Annotated in this window: 14 protein-coding genes; 7 read left to right on the top strand and 7 right to left on the bottom strand. The window is 61.8% G+C overall.

Features of this window, described 5'->3' with window-relative positions; translation table 11 throughout:
* The first annotated feature begins 7 nt into the window (after positions 1-7).
* The 5 genes from ACOCMH_RS09920 to ACOCMH_RS09900 all read left to right on the top strand — a co-directional run bounded on the left by ACOCMH_RS09920 (position 8) and on the right by ACOCMH_RS09900 (position 8,041).
* The gene (locus ACOCMH_RS09920; protein WP_427306815.1) at positions 8-937 is read left to right on the top strand and encodes a DUF4123 domain-containing protein; all 930 of its coding nucleotides are present in this window, start codon (positions 8-10) and stop codon (positions 935-937) included.
* 2 nt (positions 938-939) lie between these two features.
* Positions 940-4,179 (top strand): toxin VasX, encoded by a 3,240-nt coding sequence (locus tag ACOCMH_RS09915; protein WP_427306814.1) that lies wholly within the window; start codon positions 940-942, stop codon positions 4,177-4,179.
* Between the two features lie 10 nt (positions 4,180-4,189).
* Positions 4,190-5,278 carry a hypothetical protein gene (locus tag ACOCMH_RS09910; RefSeq protein ID WP_427306813.1) on the top strand — a complete coding sequence of 363 codons (1,089 nt, stop codon included), beginning with the start codon at positions 4,190-4,192 and terminating at the stop codon, positions 5,276-5,278.
* 458 nt (positions 5,279-5,736) lie between these two features.
* Positions 5,737-6,996 (top strand): IS256 family transposase, encoded by a 1,260-nt coding sequence (locus ACOCMH_RS09905; RefSeq protein ID WP_427306812.1) that lies wholly within the window; start codon positions 5,737-5,739, stop codon positions 6,994-6,996.
* A gap of 112 nt (positions 6,997-7,108) precedes the next feature.
* Positions 7,109-8,041 carry a DUF6708 domain-containing protein gene (locus ACOCMH_RS09900; RefSeq protein WP_427306811.1) on the top strand — a complete coding sequence of 311 codons (933 nt, stop codon included), beginning with the start codon at positions 7,109-7,111 and terminating at the stop codon, positions 8,039-8,041.
* Positions 8,042-8,074: 33 nt separating this feature from the next.
* Here ACOCMH_RS09900 and ACOCMH_RS09895 read toward each other — a convergent pair whose 3' ends face one another.
* Complete coding sequence (locus ACOCMH_RS09895; protein ID WP_427306810.1) at positions 8,075-8,431, bottom strand: hypothetical protein; 357 nt, start codon at positions 8,429-8,431, stop codon at positions 8,075-8,077.
* Positions 8,432-8,564: 133 nt separating this feature from the next.
* Here ACOCMH_RS09895 and tssA point away from each other — a divergent pair, with 133 nt between their 5' ends.
* The gene (tssA, locus tag ACOCMH_RS09890) at positions 8,565-9,656 is read left to right on the top strand and encodes a type VI secretion system protein TssA (RefSeq protein ID WP_427306809.1); all 1,092 of its coding nucleotides are present in this window, start codon (positions 8,565-8,567) and stop codon (positions 9,654-9,656) included.
* A 55-nt stretch (positions 9,657-9,711) separates the two neighbouring features.
* On the opposite strand, the gene ACOCMH_RS09885 is transcribed toward tssA, so the two are convergent.
* From ACOCMH_RS09885 to ACOCMH_RS09860, 6 genes are all read right to left on the bottom strand, one after another.
* On the bottom strand, positions 9,712-10,596 hold the full coding sequence (locus ACOCMH_RS09885) for an OmpA family protein (protein WP_427306808.1): 885 nt from the start codon (positions 10,594-10,596) through the stop codon (positions 9,712-9,714).
* Entirely contained in the window at positions 10,593-11,582 is a 990-nt protein-coding gene (gene tagF / locus ACOCMH_RS09880) for a type VI secretion system-associated protein TagF (RefSeq protein ID WP_427306807.1), read from the bottom strand. Before tagF ends, ACOCMH_RS09885 begins: the two co-directional genes overlap by 4 nt.
* A complete protein-coding gene (gene tssM / locus ACOCMH_RS09875) occupies positions 11,579-15,526 on the bottom strand; it encodes a type VI secretion system membrane subunit TssM (RefSeq protein ID WP_427306806.1) in 3,948 nt (1,315 codons plus the stop codon). Before tssM ends, tagF begins: the two co-directional genes overlap by 4 nt.
* A gap of 81 nt (positions 15,527-15,607) precedes the next feature.
* Entirely contained in the window at positions 15,608-17,101 is a 1,494-nt protein-coding gene (locus ACOCMH_RS09870; RefSeq protein WP_427306805.1) for a hypothetical protein, read from the bottom strand.
* A 58-nt stretch (positions 17,102-17,159) separates the two neighbouring features.
* Positions 17,160-17,429 carry a PAAR domain-containing protein gene (locus ACOCMH_RS09865; protein WP_115664769.1) on the bottom strand — a complete coding sequence of 90 codons (270 nt, stop codon included), beginning with the start codon at positions 17,427-17,429 and terminating at the stop codon, positions 17,160-17,162.
* Between the two features lie 87 nt (positions 17,430-17,516).
* Positions 17,517-18,374 carry a M15 family metallopeptidase gene (locus ACOCMH_RS09860; RefSeq protein WP_427306804.1) on the bottom strand — a complete coding sequence of 286 codons (858 nt, stop codon included), beginning with the start codon at positions 18,372-18,374 and terminating at the stop codon, positions 17,517-17,519.
* 276 nt (positions 18,375-18,650) lie between these two features.
* Here ACOCMH_RS09860 and ACOCMH_RS09855 point away from each other — a divergent pair, with 276 nt between their 5' ends.
* Positions 18,651-19,481, top strand: a complete 831-nt coding sequence (locus tag ACOCMH_RS09855; RefSeq protein ID WP_427306803.1) for a hypothetical protein — start codon at positions 18,651-18,653, stop codon at positions 19,479-19,481.
* Positions 19,482-19,502 lie beyond the last annotated feature (21 nt).

The raw sequence follows: 19,502 nt of genomic DNA, 5'->3' as shown, positions 1-19,502 counted from the left end.
GGCGGTAATGGATAAAGATGCGCTTCAATCGCGGCTCCGAGATACGTTGTTCAGTGACATCGATCAGATGGAAGGGGCAAAACTCTATGTTCTTGTCGACACGGTTCTGCATGATCCTCTGGCACGAGTGCCTGCCCGTGAAAAAGCGGTGTCTTTGCCTATCTCGTACGCGGGAATTCCTTCTGACCGTCGTCCCTACTTAGCACCGCTTGGCGATATAGGCCGTGACTTTTCGTTAGACGACAGCCTTAGTGTTGCCATCGAGCAAGCCCTTCGCGAAGAGGACCACCGTGAATTTGGTAGATCCGTTTGCGGGTGGGTCGCAAGTCATGCCACCACCGAGATACTGGCTAAGCGATTGGCGGAGTGTTCGGTAATGGGTGTCAACTACCAACGTAGGCTTTTCCGCTATTGGGATCCGCGTGTCCTTGATCTGCTGTCTTGGGCCCTAACGTCGAAACAGCGCGAGAATTTCTTCTCTTGCGCGTCAGGATGGTGGTGGTTGGGGCGAGATGCCAGCTTAAGGAAGGTGATTGCTCTCGAGTCGGATTCTTGGTGTTCAAGTCAAGTTGTCTTGGGCAACGAACAATTGCAGGTCCTGATGCTTGCCGAATCCACCAATCGTACCCTCGATGTATTGCAGGACATGGATCACGCGTCGTTTACGTCGGAACTGCAGCAACGTGTCGCCAAGGCCATGAGGAAGGCTGTCGAAACGTGGGAACTTGATACGCAGGAAGAGCAAATACGCTATGCGCTGTTTGCTGTCTTGATTGGGCCGGAATTTGATGCGCATCCACTGGTACGCGGGGCTATGTTGAAGGCCAAGGAGGAGCGCAGGTCGCCTTTGAGTGGTCTTGACGCCTTTACTGATGATTGGTGGAGTTCCTTAAAGGTCGAATTGCAAGGCGCGCAGTTGGTGCGGGATGGAGTATAAGCATGTCGGAAACAGGAATTGCAGTCGCAGTACAAAAGGCGTCGACAAATAGCCGTGCGGGCGGACGAGGTAGGTGTCCGGATTGCGTAAAGGAAGGCCTCGCCGTGCTGCCCACATTGATTGGTGTGCTGCCTAAGGCCGTCAAGTCTGATCCGTTCCCCGTGCTCAGAACCCAGGCAGGCACTGAGATTGACATGCTAGCGAAAGCTGTTAGTGCTGGCGAGCTCGCCGAAAGCTGGAGCTACCTGCGAGCGGTCCTGGCAGGCTACCTTTATGTGCTGAAGCCAGACAAGACATGGGACGCATATCTCATCGATTCGTCTGGCCTGTTGCGATCGATGCCTGCTGCGGCGTTACCGGGAAATCCTTGTGAGCGAGAGCCGTTGGATGCACCAACCGCTTGCAAGCGCGATGAGCATAACCCAGTTGCTCTGCAGGTATTGGTCTTGAATCCCCAAACAACGCCGAAGGTATGGATTGCATATAGCCGCTACCGTTGGGCCGATGATGTACTGAAGAATTACGCTGAAAATAAGGGTGGATGTCGTGACCGTCGAATGATGGAAATTGACGTGGTAGCGATGGCCGCCGGCGATGTCGGCAAGGGGAGGACCGTTCCAAGCGCGCTGAATATGCGGCCCGACCTCGGGAATTACGTTGCGGACTACGCCTCTCCTGCGGCCATTAGCAAGCTCAACGAAGCTCTGTTGGAACCGCTTCATTCACGTAGCGCGGATGCGCAACAGACTGCATCAGTGGGAGCTCCTTGGTATCTTCCAAATGCCAAGCCGATCTCGCCACTGTTGACCTCGCTAGCCAACTCTGGCAACAAGGGCTCCGAACTTGCACGGCAGATGGCAACTATGTCGCAGAAGACGCCCGGCAAGACCGGTGTAATTCTAGCGCTGCCGGATCCAGTGGGTGTCACGAGCCAGCTCAACTGGTACAGAAACCGCTTAACAGCTGAGTTGGCTGCCATGAATGGCGTAGGCAACGAAGATATCGCGAGAAAGCGAATTATCGCGGAGGTTATTGCCGGAATTGTGCAGAGTGCCAAAGAGGATCCGGGCTGGTTCAACAGCTATGGCCCGGATCGATATCTGAAGCATATTAACCAGCCGGCGTGGGAAGCAGCAAAGCGTGAGGCAGATGCGATTAAGGCTCTCAATGCTCGGATTGAGCGCGCTAGCGATGATTTTGTGAGATGGAAAGAGTCGCAGCAGTGGGCTCAGATTCAGCGCGAGGATTTCTCAGAGACCAGTGCAGTAAGTGCGCTCGATTTAGAACGTATGGTGTCGATTTGCGTGTGCGGATCCGGGTTGACAAAAATCGAGCATGAAAAGGTATGGGAGCCCGTCCTAAGGGGCGTTAAGGCGAAGGAAGACAATTGGTTTGAGCGAGGTCTCTCTGCCCTGCATACGGACTTTCAGCAGTATCTGACGGAACAAAAGAAGGAAGATAAGGTTTATGATTCCGTCAAAGGCGCAACTGCATTGGCCAAAGATTGGTCAGTTGAGGGGATAAAGAAGGTAAATGAATTCCGGGCTGCTATCCGTGCAAAGCGTGCAGCGAATGACGCGACCGCCGCGCTAATCGAAACGGTAGCTGGTCGAATGGGGAGACTGCTGAGCCGAGACCCGGAGGCTTATCAAAAACTAATGCGTCGGGTGGCGATGACGCTCGTTGTACGCGCAGATGTCGTTCCTCAGCCAGTGGTGGTGAGGGGGCCATTTGAGCGGATGGCGCAACTGATTATGGCTGTAGGAAGCGGCGAGGCAAGGCTTTCTGCAAAAGCTCCGCTTCAAATGGCGCCTAAAAATGGTCGAGGCCCCTACTTGTCTACCCAAGGCAGCCTTGGGCAGCGAGGGTGGGCATTGTCTGAAGCGGTAGAGGGAGCTGTGCTCTTTGAGGCGCCGGGAAGAAACGCGACGGGCGTGACCGCTGCGTGGATCGTGCAGCGGGTTCAAGCTGGGGATGGAAAACTGAGCGCGGACATGATGCGTCAGTTTGGCTTGAGAGAATTGGAGTTAGCTGCAGCACGCGCAGCGGGTTCGCGGATTGGAGCACCGAATCCGTGGCTGGACAATGCCCTTACTCTTCGTAGTACAGGTGTAGATGCTGTGCTTTCGGCCGGCGTAGTCTTTTTCCAAATTAACGCGTTCAATAACGCTTTGGTGGATTTGGGCAAAGCACAGGACGGATGGGGAAAAGCGGAAGCGGGAGTCGGCATGGCGACAGCGGTTTTATCATCGGTGGGTGCGGGGTTGGAGATTGCAGGTGCAATTTCCATTCTCCGCGGAGTGGCCAAGGAAAGCGTCATGCCAAGGATGATCGTGGCGTCCCGGTTTGGTGCGGTAGCGGGTTTCGTCGAGGGTGCTTACCTTATAATTAAAGGAATCAACAAGATCTATAAGAAGGACTATGATTCGGGCCTGTGGACGATTGGCACAGGTATCTTTGTAGCGGCCGCCGGCGTTTCGGGAGTTGGCGCTGCTACCGCAGCTGCAACTGGAGGAAGTGTTGCGATTCTTGGTTTGAGTCTTGGACCCGTCGGCTGGGCTTTGCTTACCATCGCATTGATCGGCGTGTCACTGTATTTCGCCTGGCAGGCATTTGTAACCGATGATGAAAATTTCCTCCCCGTAGAATATTGGTTGGATAACGGAGTGTTCGGCAAAGGCGAGTTGCGAGCGCTAGGTGATAAGAACGCCTGTTACGATCCGAAAAGAAAGGGGGTATTCCCGTTCGCCAGGTTGGATGAAGAAATTCTCGTACTGAATCGGATGATGCTTGTCGCCAGCGCAAAGCTGAATGTTGCGTCGGATTCCAAAGGGATTGGTATCGTCGCTACATACGAAGTAGCACTTCCGCGTTATGCTGACGGTAGTCGTCTGGCGATCGCATTCACTGCAGTTGATGCAGAGGGAAAGCGCAAGTCCGTTGGTGAAATTCTTTGTGAGGATGGTAAACCAAATGCGACCCGTTCCACAATTAGTGCAAAGTTGACAGGTATGCAAGAGGGTCCGATCTTGAAGATCGAGCCGAAGAGTAGTGTAATGAGGCTATCTGGGATGTTTGCTACCATGCAGGAAGGCTTTATTACCAAGGTAATCAACAAATTTTCTGGTCGATCGGACGTGATATACGCCGAGCGATTTGAAATGACGGTCGATTATTGGCCGGATCGGAATTATATGAAGATGCTGCAAACTAGTCTAGTGATTGCGCGTCCCGAAAAATGAAGGTAGATGTATGAAAGGGACAGATATATATATAAAAGCACAGTTGCTTGGATTGAAATGCCTTCCGCATGAAAGTGGTGCGTGGGGCTTTCTGTTGCCCCGAGGGAAAGAGCAAGCCACACATGAGCCTGACGCTCATGAGCAAGTACAGGATATCAACCCTGCTTACCTGACTTTCGTTGATAGTGAGATGAACGTTGATCAGGGAATGTGGCTGACAATTGGTATTTTCATATCCAGTTATATGCTTCTTGGGGCGGTAACTTTTCTGCCTCCTCTTCTTGCGCGCGGCACACCTTTTGGTGTGCTGGCGGTTGTTATAGGTGTTTTTCTGTCAGCTATAGTCGGACCTGCTGTTCTAGTGTATAAAGTTGTGACTAACCCTATAAAGCCACCAGTGGTTATTAGTCGTAAGGCTCGTAGGGTGTATGTGTGGCGAGGTAAGAAGATCGGTTGGCGTACACTGAACCTCGATTCGTCGTACCCATTTATATTTCGTTCGAAACTTGTTTCCACGGCAGGTGTGACTACCATATACACATTGCAGCTCGCTCAAATCGATGCAAACCGAGCCATTGTTGAGTCTGCTGTCCTTGGACCGTTTTCGCGGATACCAGATGAATGCGGACGACAATGGGAGTTCATTCGTCGATACATGGATGCGGCGCCGGATGAAGTGCCGCCTGTGCTTGCCCAGCCTCCAATTAATGACATGCGAGCAACTTTAGCAAGGATGGATCGGATCGGTTCCAGCGGCCTAGTGAATCGAGATTTTCGATTGAAGAAGAGCTTGTTCGCGTTGTGCTATTTCTGCTTTCATGGGATTGTCAGTTACTGGTGGTTGCGAGCAGCTGCATGGTTGCAGTGCCGTGGAAAATATCCAGAATATTCTGCAGAAATGGGAAGTGCGATGACATTTGATGAGCCTAATGCGTATCGCAGAGAGCCGCTGTCTGCCATTGAGCAAGCCGCCTTTGAAGGAAGGCTGACCCACCTGCGAATCAGGTGGGCAATTGTTGGTATTTTATCAACGTTGTTGTGGGGCGGTCTGTGGCTAATTATGGCAAGCCCTATGGCGACGATATGGGGCTCCCACTAGGATGAACGCCGCTGTCGGCTCCGTGCTGCGGCATGGCTGGAGCAAAATGCCGTGCGTCCTGAGTATCCACAGGAGTTGGTTCTTTGCATGGGAGGGGCTCGCGAAAACCCTTACCGCAGAGAGCCATTGACAGGGTTGGAAAAGGCCGCGTTCGAGGGAAGGCTACCTCGGCTTAGGTTCCGATGGGCAATCGTAGGCATCGTATCGACGCTCCTATGGGGCGGGGGATGGCTGACGTTGGTGGTAGGCTTTACTTCGCTTGCCTGAGGTGGCCTTCGAACTTGTTGATAGGGAAAGCATGGAAGAGGGTGAATACGCGGGTTGGCTCACTCGCTATACGGTGAGCCGGCCGTTACGTGAGTACGAAGTAGCTGAATATCTGGATACCAAGCAGCCAGCTTCAACGGACCTGTCAGAGATTTTGTGTTTAGGGCATAACATGTCGCCAAGGAGCATGTATGCCACGCAGAACCAAGACGAGCCAGGCCGCCGACCGTGAGTTGCCGACCATCCCTGAGGAGTTGATTGCCCATTTCGTCAAGGGCCCGATGACTGCCGAGGCGGTCCAAGACGCTTCGATGGCGTTCAAGAAGGCCCTGATCGAACGCGCCCTGGGCACTGAGCTCGGCCATCACCTAGGCTACGCGGCTGGCGCCGAGCGCCCGGCCGGCACGGTCAACCAGCGCAATGGCAAGAGCGCCAAGACCCTTCTGACCGACGACGGCCCGCTGCGGATAGACATTCCGCGCGACCGCGACGGCAGTTTCGATCCAATTCTGATCCCCAAGCACGAGCGGCGCTTCACTGGGTTCGACGACAAGATCATCGCCATGTACGCCCGCGGCATGACCGTGCGCGAGATCCAGGCGTTCCTGGCCGAGCAGTACGGCACCGAGGTATCGCCCGAGTTCATCAGCTCGGTGACCGATGCGGTCATGGACGAGGTCACCACCTGGCAGGCCCGCCCGCTGGAGGCGATGTACCCGGTGGTGTTCTTCGACGCGCTGCGGGTCAAGATGCGCGAGGACGGGGTGGTGCGCAACAAGGCCGTCTACCTTGCCTTGGGCGTGCTGCCCGACGGCACGCGCGACATCCTGGGCCTGTGGATCGAGAGCACCGAAGGCGCCAAGTTCTGGATGAAGGTGTTCAACGACCTGAAGACTCGTGGCACGCAGGACATCCTGATCGCGGTCACCGATGGCCTCAAGGGCATGGAGCAGGCCCTGAACGCGGTGTTCCCACACACGACGCTACAGACCTGCATCGTGCATCTGATCCGAAACAGCTTAGGCTACGCCGGTTGGAAAGAGCGCCGGGTCGTGGCGGCGGCGCTTAAGCCCGTGTACACCGCGCCCACTGTTGAGGCGGCGCTGGCCGAGTTGGCGGCCTTCGAGCAGGGAGAATGGGCTAAGAAGTATCCCCCCATTGCCGCATCCTGGCGTCGCGCCTGGGATCAGGTGATCCCGTTCTTTACGTTCCCGCCGGCAATCCGCAAGATCATCTACACGACCAACGCCATTGAGAGCATCAATGCGCAATTGCGCAAGATCATCAAGACCCGGGGACACTTCCCCAGTGATGAAGCGGCAACGAAGCTGCTATGGCTAGCCTTGCGCAACATCACCGGCAAGTGGGGCAGTTCAACGCATGACTGGAAGGCTGCCATGAACCAGTTTGCGATTCTCTATGAGGAGCGCTTCACCCACCCGCATCGCTGAGATAATGCTGGCTCACCGGTCAAGTCGACGGTGAGCCTTTAACTGCCCTGAACACAAAAACCCTGACAGGCCCGCTTCAACACTTCCACCCAACGACCACGGCGTGTTGGCCATGAATTCGACTTTCGTTGAGTACGTGGACAGACACTTCCTGCAGCGTGGTTGGGCGGCCATGGGCGCAACACCATTCGTTGGCATGGGTCTGGCATTTTCTGGCCATATCGCGTCAACGATGTACAGACTTCGGGACGACGGCACCGCGCGGGACGCAGCCTTCATCACTGCCGATCGGATATTTCTCACCGCGTGGTTGGTGTTTACGTTCTGCGTAATCAAGTTCATCTGGCTCAAAGACTTCTTCTGCTACACCCACTACCCAATCCGCTTCAACCGCAAGAACAGGATGGTCTACGTCTTCCGGCACAACGGTCCGGGCGGTGTGCTGACCGTACCTTGGGACACGGCGTACTTCTACATCGGCCGCTCCAGTCCGGCCGCTGGGGACCAGGGCCACTACACCTTCGACCTGCGTTGCAACGTCCTGGACGATCAACGCATGGTGTGCGGTACCTTCGCTGTCGGCATGGATGGCAGCAGCAGCCGCGGTGCGGTACTGGAACATTGGGAGATGGTGCGTCGCTATATGGAAGAAGGCCCGCAGAGCCTGCCGTTCCCACCGCTAGCGCTCACCGTTTCGACAGAAACAACGCTGCGCAATATGGTGATCACGCAGGTCGGTGGTCAGTTTTCGGGCCTTCTTAGCATCCTGATGCTGCCCATCACTTTGCCATGGGCGCTGTTTCGCTACCTTGCCATGAAGACATGCAAGCGTCCTATATGGCCTGAGGATGTGGAGAATGCATGCGCAATCGACCCGCAGGATCCCTTCATTCTGGAGGAGCCCAGTTATGCCGGCAACGCGAAGACCGGCGGGCCTGAAGGAGACGAGCGGTTGCTGGCATACCGCGAACAGGCTGTGAAGATGGCCCTTGAATACGATGCCGAGCGCAGGAAGCGGCTTGGTCCAGACGGGACTGCCGCTTGATCCGACCGGCACCCGCACTCAGTGGCACAGCAGCTACATACCCCCGCGCATACCCGAAAGCGCCGCACCAACAAATATGACCCACGACAGGGCGGCGCCGACAGGCAGCGATATGGCGGCGCTGCCCAGGCTCGTAACAGCGAGCCGCCGGTTGCCACGCAGCGCGGCAATCGCTGCAACGGGCAGTGCGGCGGCACCTACGAGCGCGGGAATCACCATCCTGGTCAGTGAAGGCTGATTTCCGCCGGCGATCAGCGCGAGGAATGCGGTCACCAGGACCAGCCGCAGATGATAGAGAATGAACCTGGCCCGGTCACTTCGCAGCTTTCGGATCCACAGTCTAATGTACGCGGGATAGGTCAGGGCGCCGCCGAACGCCAACAGGTCCACATTTCGAAACCTGGACTGGGTGCAACATATAGCAGTGGGTACGTCGCAAATCTCCGCTCTGGCTCCACGCCCATGGCCTTACCGCACCTCCAACGGTACACTTACCCCTTGTTTCCAAGGCTGACTGACCACCATGGCATCTCTCCAGTTCGACCGCCTGCTTGCTCCGCTTCCTGGCGACCAGCCCTGCGGCGAAGACCTGCTCTTTTCCGCTGAATTCGACCGCATCCAGGAGGCGCGCCGCGCTGACGATCCGTCTCTGGACCAGGGCGACTGGGTAACGGATATCAAGGAGGCGGACTGGCGCGAGGTGATCGGCATCGCCACCTCGCTGTTGCAGGATCGCACCAAGGATCTGCGACTCGCGGTCTGGTTGACCGAGGCACTTTCCAAGGAGAGGGGTTTTGCCGGGCTGCGCGACGGATATCAGCTGACAGCCGAGCTTTGCGGCCGATACTGGGAACACCTGCACCCCGTGATGGAAGCTGACGATGTCGATTACCGTACCGGCAGCGTCACGTGGCTGGCGGGTCGGTCGAGCCAGCTGATTCGCGAGATTCCGCTGGTCGATGAATCGGCGGGTGGCTATACATACGTCGATTGGGAGGTCGCGACGCACCTCGCGGAAGCGATTCGTCGCGATCCGGAGCAGGCGGACGAACTGGCACAGGGCAAGGTCAGCCAGGAGCAGTTCGAGGCGGCGCGGAAGAAGACGCCGGCGGCGTTCTATACGACGCTGCATGCGGACCTGGTGTCCTGCGAAGCAGCGTTGAAGCGGCTCGGCGATGTACTGGACGAGCGGGCCGGCGAGCATGCTCCGAGCTTCCGCCAAGCGCGCGAGGCGCTGGAGGCGGTGCGTATGCTGGTGGAGCGCTTTGTCGGCAAGCCGGTGGAACGGCCCGCCGGCGCAGAGGTGAATCAGGCTCCGTCCGCGCATACCCAGAACGGACATGCAGGCGTGTCGGCGGGCGCTGCCGACGCCGTTCAGTCCGGCTCCCTCCGCACGCGTGCGCAGGCGCTGGCCCAATTGCGCGAGGTCGCGGATTTTTTCCGACGCACGGAACCGCACAGCCCGGTGGCTTACCTGGCAGCACGCGCTGCCAAGTGGGGCGACATGCCGCTGCACGCGTGGCTGCGTACGGTGGTCAAGGACGATGCCACGCTGTCGCAGATCGAGGAGTTGCTCGGCGTTACCGCGGATCCTTCGGCTGATCACGACGCGTAATTCCAGGCCGCGCCGGCAGTGTCGATGTGCCGGCGTGAATCGCAGCAATGCCGGATTACTGACCCGCCCGGAACTCAATTCTCCGGTTCTTTGCCCGTCCTTCCTCCTTGTCATTCGGCGCCACGGGCTGGTCCGGACCCACGCCTACCGCCGTCAGCATGCCGGGCTCGCCGCCTTTCCCGATCAGGTAGTTCTTCACTGTTTCCGCGCGTGCCTGGCTCAGCGTCAGGTTCAGCGCGCGGCTGCCGGAGTTGTCGGTGTGGCCGACGATCTCGATCTTGCGGCCGCTCAGGCGCGGCAGCACCGCTGCCATTTCATCAAGGATGGCGCGGCCCTTGGGCGTCAGCGTGGCGGCGCCGGTCTCGAATTCGATGATCCGGTTGGCCAAGGTCTGGTCCAGCAGGTTCTGTTCGGAAGCAGGCACGCGCAGGCCGTTCTTCACTGTGTAGGCCTGGCCCAGGCCGGTGGCCATGTCGCTGGCGATCTGCTGGCGCTGGGCTTCATTGCGCACGTCGCCATGCACGGATACCTGGGTGCCGTCGATGCTCAACTGGCCGCGGCTGACCTGCTTGATTTGCGGCGAGAGGATCTTCTGCACATTGGCCGACCAGTTCGGGGGAGATACTACGTTGCCCACTTCGATCTGGTCGACCACGTTGGCGCTGCCGTACAACTCGCGCAGGCGTGCCAGCACGCTGGCCTTGGTGGCCTCGTCAGGGACGGCGCCGCCGGCAACGACTCGGCCTGAAGCGGCCGCCGCAGGCGCGGCCGGCGTGGTGGCGGTGGTCGCGACGGTGTCGCCCGGCGCGGCATGGGCGGGCAGCATCGCCAGCGCGGCCAAGAATCCCGCGGCCAGCGCCGGCGTGCGCGCTCCAACGGTAGCGGAGGCAGCCTTGAGATGGGCTGCCCGGTTACGTACTGCATTGAAACCCATGCTCATTCCCCGGCAAAGACTTCACGGAAGGTGTCGAGCGCCAGGCGCAGCGACAGCTGCGGCTGGTCCATGTAGCTGACGAACTTGGCCATGCCGTAGTCTCCGTTGACGTGCTGCTCGACCCATTCCGGGTCATCGATATTGATGTTCTGCTCGGCATAGGCCAGCGGCGAAATCACGCCGTGCAGCGTACGTGACGAGGCGCCGTTGAAGCCGATCACCAGCCGTTCGTTGCCGCCGATCTGCCCGAGGAAAATCGATAGTTCGAAATCGGCCCGGTGCAGGAAGCGCGACACCAGCTCCAGCCAGAAGCTCGCCACCAGGCTGCGGTAGAGCGGGTCGGCGGGCAGCGGCAGGGTCAGCCCTTTTTCCAGGTGCGAGGAACCAGACGACATCAGCGGCTGCAGCAGGATGCCGAGCGCCAGCAGCGTGCGGCGCAAGCGTACGTGCTGGCCCTGGCCGGCCAACATGTGCTCCAGGCCGGCCACGGTCTGGAAGTCGATGAAGTCGGCAAAGCTTGCGTCGTGCGTCTGGGCGCCGGCGCCGGTTTCCACGCCCAGTTGGGCCTGGCTCAGCTGCTGCAGGCCTTCGGTCGCATCGGACGCCTGAGCCAAGGCATGCATCTGTTGCCCGGCGCGTGTCCACAGGCGGGCCAGGGCCAGCGGGCTGCGGGCGATGAACTGCAGGGGGCGTTCGACCTCCATCGCCGCTGCCGTCAGGAACGGAAAACGGCGCGAAGACAAGTCGCTGCTGGCCATCAGCGCACCCGCAATGGCGAGCTTGCTTTGCGAGCCGAGGAACGCGAAGTGCATGGGCTTCCAGGCGTCATAGCAAGCCTTCCAGGCCGGATCCTCGGCCAGCAGTTCCATGCCCTGCGCGAGCCAGCGGTCCAGCGTATCGAGCAGCTGGGTGTTGTTGGCACTTTTGACGAAGTCGCCCCGGGAGGGAATCTTGCCGAAATAGGACAGCTGCAGTTGGGTCGGCTGGCTCATTGCGCCGTACCTCCTTGGTTGACTTGGGCCGAGGCCTGCGCGCTGGCCTGCGGGTTCGGGGCAGGGGGGGCTGACGTAGGCACCGCGGGGGAAGTCGACGGCGAAGCGGCCGGCGGCGTCGCGGTATTGAGCGGCGCATTGGCGTCGGCGATCGCGGTCGGCAGGCGCAGGCCGCGCAGGCCCTGACTCTGCGGCGAATCCGAAGCGCTGGCATTGCCTGCCGTCTGCGGGCTGCTGATGATGCGCAGTGCCACGCTGACCGCGATGTTGTCGCGGCTCCAGGTCAGGTCGAAGGCGCCATCCGGCCGGCGCTTGCGCGCAGCGGTTGCGATCAGGCGTTCCAGGCCGAAGCGGCCCGGTTCGTTGAGCAGTTCGACGGAGCGGCCGTCGAAAGTCGTCGCCGTGATCCTGGCGCCGGGCGAACCCTGCGGGTTAGGCCAGACAAAGTTGGCCCATTGCGCCGGCGTATTGCGATAGCGCAGCTGCTGGCCGTCGATCTCGACGGTGTACTCGGTGGTGCCGGTCGCAGGCGTCGGCAGGATCTGGAACACGGTCTGCTGGGCCGCCGCGGCCGTGGCGCCGCCACTGCCGCCCGCGGCACCCCCTGTCAGCGGCGCGACCCAGCGCGTGAAGTTGGTGGTGAACTCCGGCGCCAGCGTCAGGCCCAGGTCACCCCAGGTGCGCGCGGCCAGCATGTCGCCGCGGCGCACCGACAGCGGGCCGACGGTGGCAGTGGTGAACTTGGCGATGGCGCCCTCCGGCCCGAAGATCTGGCCGATCTCGGCCGCGCTGGCTTCGATCTTGGCATCCGAGGCGAACGGATACTTGGTGGCCAGGGTCTGGCTGAACGGCTGGTACACCTGTGCGTTCCAGACCTTGTTGATCTCGACGCTGGCGGGGCGGATCACCACGGCATACGACTGCAGCAGCGGCCGCACCAGCAGCGGCCGCAGTGCCTGGCGCTGGCTGTCGGTGAGGCCGGTCATCATCTGCTCGTCGACATACTTGAGCGCATCGGCCAGCTCCGAACCATTGCCGTCCAGCGTCTGCTGCATCAGCTGGCGTGCGCCGGGACCCGGGTCACCCTGGTTCTTGAGCTGGTTGAAGCGCGTGCGTACCTTGGACAGCGACTCCATATAGCCGCGCAGCATCGAGTTGTTGTCATGCATGACGACAATGCGCGCCAGGCCCGAGAACTCCTTGCCGACCGGGCCCATCGGGATCGCGCCGGCCGCGCTGTTGGCGCCGCTGACATCGACATTGACGCTGACCTGCGAGGGCGTGCCGCGCGAGATCAGGCGCTTGAACCAGTCGAGCATGCCGGACTTGGCCTGCTTCAGCCCCGCATTGAGCAGCGAGGGGTTGTCCCATGAGGTTTGCTCATACGCGGTGTCCAGCACCTTGCGGATCGGCGAGTTGGCCGGGTCACCCAGCAGGTTCATGCTGGCCACGGCCTGCTCGAAGCTGCCGAAGTCCTGGATGGTCACTCCCTGCATGAAGCGCTGCCATTCGCGCGCGTATTCGGTCTTGTACATCGTGACCAGCGTCTTCTGGATCTGCTCGGGGCTGCCTTCCAGGGTCAGGTCATCGCGCGCGGCGACATTGAGCACCCAGTCCTTGCTCTGCAGTTCCTTGCTGGCGGCTTCGCGAATGGCGGGCTGCACATAGCCAAGCCAGGCCTCGCGCGTAAAGGTGCCGGGCACGGCGTAGCTGCCGGCGACCACGGAAGCACCGGTGTCGCCGACGATGCGGGCCACCGTCATCGGCGCAAAGCGGGTGGAAGCGCGCGCCTTGATCTCGGCGTAGGCGCGTTCGCGCGCCGGCATGCCGCGCACCACGCGGCGCAGGTTTTCGCGCGACTGGTCGATCAGGGACAGGTTGCCTTCCAGCAGCGGCCAGTTGTCGTCATTGACGCGGGCCAGGAAGAACGACAGGTTGCGTTCCGCCGAACGGATCAGCTGCTCGCGCGGCATGTTGCCGCGGTTGTCTTCGAGCCAGCCGCGCCAGAAGCGGGTCATCTGGTCAGTCAGGTGCGCGACCTCGACGTGGCGCTTGTCTGCCAGCATCAGGTAGGTCTTGAGCGCGTTGTACGCGTCTTCCACGTTGGTGGGCGAGGCGTCGGTGTAGCGCTTGCCGGCAGCAGGCGTGGTGGTGGTGGCCGTGGCTGCCGTGGCAGCGGGGGCCGAGGCCGGCGCTGACGATGGCAGCGCCGTCGCCGTTACGGCGCCGGTTTCAGGCGGTCGCACCATCGGCGCGAGTTGGTCCGGATGCGCGTTGACTTCCGCCAGGAAGGTCTCGATGGCGCCACCGACCGGTTTCAGCATGACCTGGCGCAAGCCGTTGTAGTACTCGTCCAGCAGCTTGTGCTGCAGCGTATCGCCCTGGTACAGGCCCAGCGACAGCGCCAGCGGATGATCGGCGCGGAAGCGTTCCAGCTGTTCGATGCGGTCCTGCAGGATGTCCAGCGCTTCCAGCCGCGCCTGCAGGTCGACGCGGTTCTGCTGCATCTTGACGATCTTGTCCAGGTCCGCCTGCACGTTGGCAGTGAGCTGCCGGTTGCCGAGGAACGACCAGGTCCAGCCGCCCAGCAGCAGGCCCAGCACCAGCACCAGACCGAAGAACGTGGCGAAGCGCAGCCGCGTTTTGGCGGGACTGGCAAACTGGCGCACGGTGCGGCGGTCGGCAAAGATCACCTTGGAGAACAGGTCGCGCAGGAAGAAGCCGTTCTTCGAGAACACCTCGCGGTTGCCGGCCACGCCTTCCAGCTTCAGCCCGAAACGGCGCGCGATGCGCTCGGCCGACACGCTGGTGGTGCTGGCCTCCTGTACCGCGCTGGTGAAGTAGAAGCCGCGGAACACGGGCTTGTACTGGAATGGGTTCTCGTCAAACAGCGTGACCAGAAAGGCGCGCAGCGTCGGCTTGACCGAGGCAAACTCCAGCGGAAAGCTCAGCAGCCCCGGCGACAGCTTGCCGTTGCGGTGCTGCGCAATCTGCGCCACGCTGATTTCCTTCAGGCCGTCGCACAGTTCGTCGAAGCGCTGGTCGAACACAGCCGCGACATCGCGGCGTTCTTCGGGGGCGAAGGGCAAGGTGGCGCCCCAGACCCGGTCGCGCTCCTGCTTCTCGTTGTCGCCGAAGAACTCGGTAAAGCCGGTGATCAGGTCGGCCTTGGTAAACATCACGTAGACCGGCGCGAACACTTCCAGCCGCTCGGTCAGTTCCTGCACGCGCTGGCGCAGGTTCTTTGCCAGGTTGATGGCGAATTCCGGCCGGTTCTGGGTCAGCTCCGAAATGCTGACCGTGACCACGATGCCGTTGATCGGGGCCTTGGGCCGATAGCGCTTGAGCAGGTCCAGGAAGCCCAGCCATTCGCGCCGGTCTTCCTCATGCACGGCATAGCGGCCGGCGGTGTCGAGCAGGATGCCTTCGGTGGTGAAGAACCAGTCGCAGTTGCGCGTGCCGCCGATGCCGTGGATCACGGCGCTGTTCTTGTCGGCGAACGGAAATTGTAGGCCCGAGTTCAGTACGGCCGTGCTCTTGCCGGCCGCGGGGTTGCCGATGACGATGTACCAGGGCAGCTCGTAGAGCGCCTCGCTGCCTGACATCTGGCCCAGCTTGGAGGTCTTGATCGTTTTCACGGCGCTGGCCAGGCGCGTGCGCAGCGCCTCGACCTCGTCGCGCTTGTCGGGCGGCGCGGCCTTGGCGGCCATGTCTGCCTGCTGCTCGAGGATGCCCTCGAGCTTGCCGCTGGCCCGGCGCGCGCGCCAGCGTTTCCACAGGTAGGTGGCCAGCCACGCCAGCAGCAGTACCCCCAGGACGATGGCGACCCAGGCCAGGCCGATCTCGAAAGTCTGCGCCATCAGCAACAGGAAGACGGTCAGCACGACCACGCCGAACACCGACAGCGTGCGTGTGTGGGTCAGAAAGTTAAGGATGCGATGCATGTTGCCTTTGGCTCGGGAGCAATACGGGGTTTGGGGGCGCGGTACGGGTCAGGGGCAGGTCACGGCTGATCTGGCGCTGGATCACGCCGGCAGGATCGCGACGGCGCCGCGCTGGTGCGCGTCTCCGGCGCTCAGTGCCAGCACGGGCCGCCCGCCATCGAGCGCCAGTTGGTGGGCCACCGCCACGGGCAGCAGCGCGCCGGCAGCGCCGGCGTGGCCGCAAGGCAGGCCCAGCGCCAACAGGTCGGCAACGGGGTCCAGAGTCGGGAAACGGGTGCTGACCACTTGGGCGATCTCGACGGTGCGGACCGGGTGGACGCCGGTGTCCGTGACGATCGTTGCCACGGTCGCGGGGGCGTTGCCGGGCTGCGCCGCGGTGTCGGGTGCATCCTGAGGCGCGACTTCGGCCTTGCCGGCTATGGTTTCGATCGCCTGCGTGACAGCCTGCGCAAGCGCCTCGAGTTGTGGCTGGCCGCGGTCTGCCGTAGGCGCGTCCAGGCGGGCCATCGCCGTGCGTGTAATCAGGATCGGCGCGCTTTGGGCAGCTGCGTCGGCATCGCCGTCAGAACCTGTCTCGGTGGCGCTCGCGGCAGGCTGGTGCGCGCCCAGCAGCACGCCAGCGGCAGCCTCGCCCGGGGTTCGGCCATGCGGGCAGCGCGCACTGAAGAGCTGGTCTTCCTGTTCCAGCGCCTCAACGGCATTGGCGCCGATCAGCGAATCGGCGGCGACCAGCATGCGCAGCGCCGGCTGGCCGTCGACCGGGCGGTTCACGGCCTGGGTGGCGCGATCCAGCAACAGCAGCGCGTCGCCGTCACCGCGCGCGGCCGTGGCTTCGAGCGTGAGCCGCGCAGCTGGCCAGTACTGGGACAAGCGCTCGCGCAGCCAGTCACCGGCCGCGGCCTGGCGCGCTTCCGGCCAGCCGCGCGGCAGCAGCATGGTTGCCACCAGCGGCGCGCTGCTATCCGGCACGGCCATGTCGTGGCCGGCCGGTGCGTAGACCGCTGCCTGCATGGCGAGCTCTTCGGTTACCTCGGTGGCCAGCGCCAGCGCGCGCAAGGCCTCGTCATCCCAGGCAAGATCGGGCGTGCGGGCCGCGAACTCGGTGCGCAGTCTGTCGATATCGAGCGACTCGACCTGGGCAGCAAAGACAGGTCCGGGCAAGCCATCCAGCGCAACCAGGCCCGGTCGGTTGCCCGCCTTGGCGGCCTCCGCCAGGGCCTCGGGGGCATTGCCGGCGGGCGTGCGCACCGCGCTGGCAAGCAGCGCCGCGCGCCAGTTACGGGTGGGGTCGTTGGACTCCGGCTGGGCGCCATCCGCGACATTGTCGGCGGCCCCGGCCGCCATGGTGGAAGGCGGCTGGCTGGCGGCCGCAACATTGGTGCGGATGCCGTCCAGCGCGCGCTTGATGACCAGGTAAGCGGCCACCATGCCGGCCGGCATCAGCACCAGGTGCGTGACGATGTCCGTGGTGGTCGGCATCCGGTTGATCGATTGCCACCAGGCAATGGTCGCGACCCACACCACGGCGAATACCGCGAACAGAATCAGCGTGGACTTGATCAGTCTTGGAAACATGGTTTCGTGTCGAGTAGCGGCGGGAGGGCGTTTGAAACGGCCGTTCGCTGCCGGGACTTCATTGGCTGCCGGTCACGCCCTGGCTTGACAGCAAGGTTGCGCCACAAGCGGTCTTGTCGCCATGCCGCGCCGCGGCGCGGCCGTCGATGATCACGTTGGGATCACCGGTAACGATGACCGTGGTGCCGCCATGGCCCGATCGAGGGCAAGTGACACGATCTCCCACGCACGCAATGCCCTTGCCGTTGGTGCTGGTGTTGCCCGAGGCTGTGATCACCACGCCGCCGTGGTCAGTCTTGTCGCCCAGCAGAATGAAAGGACGTGCCACTACGCTCTCCCCAAATTGCACCGGCCAACCGCTGCCGGTCCGGTATTCATGTTTCTGGCAGCCCCGCCGTGCGGGGTGATCGTGCCGTTATTGCTGTGCCGGCCGCTTGCCCAGCACACCCGGACGCCGCAGCTCGACGTGTCCCAGATCCATCATCTTCCAGCGGCCGCCCCAGACCAGTCCGGCCGACTCCGCGGCACGGCCATACAGCTCGTAGCCGCGCATGGCCCACGGGTCTTTCTCGCTGATCACCAGCTTGCCGTCGCGGTAGAAGGCACTGTCCGCGGCCAGCCCGAACTGGTGGTAGCTGTGGTAGGCACCGGCCTGCGTCACATGGCTGCCCATCGCGGCCAGCCTGGCCTGCCGTTCCGGGCTGCGGTAGCCCTCCAGCAGCGCCATTTCATAGCCGTGCTCGTCACGCATGATCTTGTAGACCAGCAGCAGCCGCTGCCTGAATTCGGCATCCAGCTGGTCCCAATCCCGGCTGGCTTCGCGGATCGCCGGGCGGATCAACTCCACTTCGCGCGTGGTGAAGACTTCCGGCGGCAACGGGGGCGGCGGCACCAGGCGCTCCCCATTGAGCAACGCGGCGATCTGCGGATCCGGCTCGCGCACGCCGTCATCGTCCTCGAACTGGAAGACCTGCCGGTGACGCAACGCCAACGCCAGCACCGGCGGCAGGGTCACCACGCCCGCTGCTGCCAGCACCAGCGCGCGGCGCTTGGCCAGGAAGTCCCGGGCTGAAGCCAGCGTCGTGGTGGCGCTGCCAACCGAGTGGCGGATCGAACTGGCCGACTGTGAGCCCGCTGACGCCGCACTGGTGCTCAAGCGGCGCCACTGCGAGCGCGCTACCGCAAAGCAGCGCTGCCGTACTGCGGGAAGAAGCAGCACGGCAGCAGCGGCGACCATCAACACGAAATAGAGGACCAGTGCGACAAAGACCATGCTTTCCTGCTTGACCGGCTGACTGCGACCCGCGCGGCGAAGGCCGCACAAGGACACTCAGCATATTCAGTATTTCTTACATCTGTATTCGATGCGATCTCAATCCGGGGTGACGTTACCTCGTATCGGGTTTGTCTTTCGACGAGGCCAGCCGTAGAATCCGGGAGTCTAAGGCCAAAATGATCGAATCTGACATATATGACACAACGGGTCGGTAATTGTAAATCCGGCCGGTAGCGTCCGCCGCGCATTTTATTTCAAATTTCTTGATGACAGATGAGCAATAGCGACGATGTGAAGCCGTCCGGGCCACCAACGCTGTTCGGCAGCGAGCCTGATGCCGGCGCAGCCGGGCAGACCCGCATACTGGCCAGCCTGGAAGGCCGCGTGCCGATGGCGGCCAAGGCGCCGGCCAGGAAGCCGACTGGGCGCTACCTTGGAGCGGGGCTGGTCGCTGTTGCCGCTGCGGCTGTGGCTGGCTGGCTGTGGCTGGATCCGGCCGCCGACGCACCCGTATCGATGCAGGCGGGCAGTCCGGCGGTTCCTGCACACCCGGCTGCTGACACAGCAGCGCCTGGCGGCGAGGCGCTGGCCAATGCCCAGGCATCGGCCCCGATCGCTTCGGCAGCGTCAGCGGAATCCGCCCAATCGGTTGCAGAGAACGCACAGCCGCAGCCCGCAACGATCGTCAATGCCGATAGCAGTGACCCCGCCCTGGATCGGCTCGGCAAAGTGGATGGCGCAGCAGCCGCAGGAGCGGTCGCGGGGGCCACCACGCTGGCCGCGCTGACGTCTCTCGGTACCCCGTCAGCCGTGACCCGGCCAAAGACTGCCGAAGTCAGCAAAAGTACCAAAAAGACATCTGAGTCCAAGACGACGACATCCTTGGAAAAAAGCGCCACGAGCACGGCTGCGAACACCAAAGACAAGAAGGCCGTCGCCAAGGCCAGCACTTCGGCAAAGCCAAAAACAACACGTCGCAAGTCACCTGCCACGGCGGGCGACCCCGATGCCGAAGTCCTGGCCGCACTGCTGTCGCAACCCGAGGGCAAGCCGATCAGCACGGCGACGGCCAGTACGCGGTCTACCGCCAAGGCGCGCAACTGAACCCGGCGACGGTTCCATTGA

Source organism: Cupriavidus sp. H39, from assembly GCF_050271075.1.
GTDB lineage: Bacteria > Pseudomonadota > Gammaproteobacteria > Burkholderiales > Burkholderiaceae > Cupriavidus > Cupriavidus necator_B.
The sequence above is the reverse complement of the archived record's forward strand: the minus strand, read 5'-3'. Positions and strand labels throughout refer to the sequence as shown.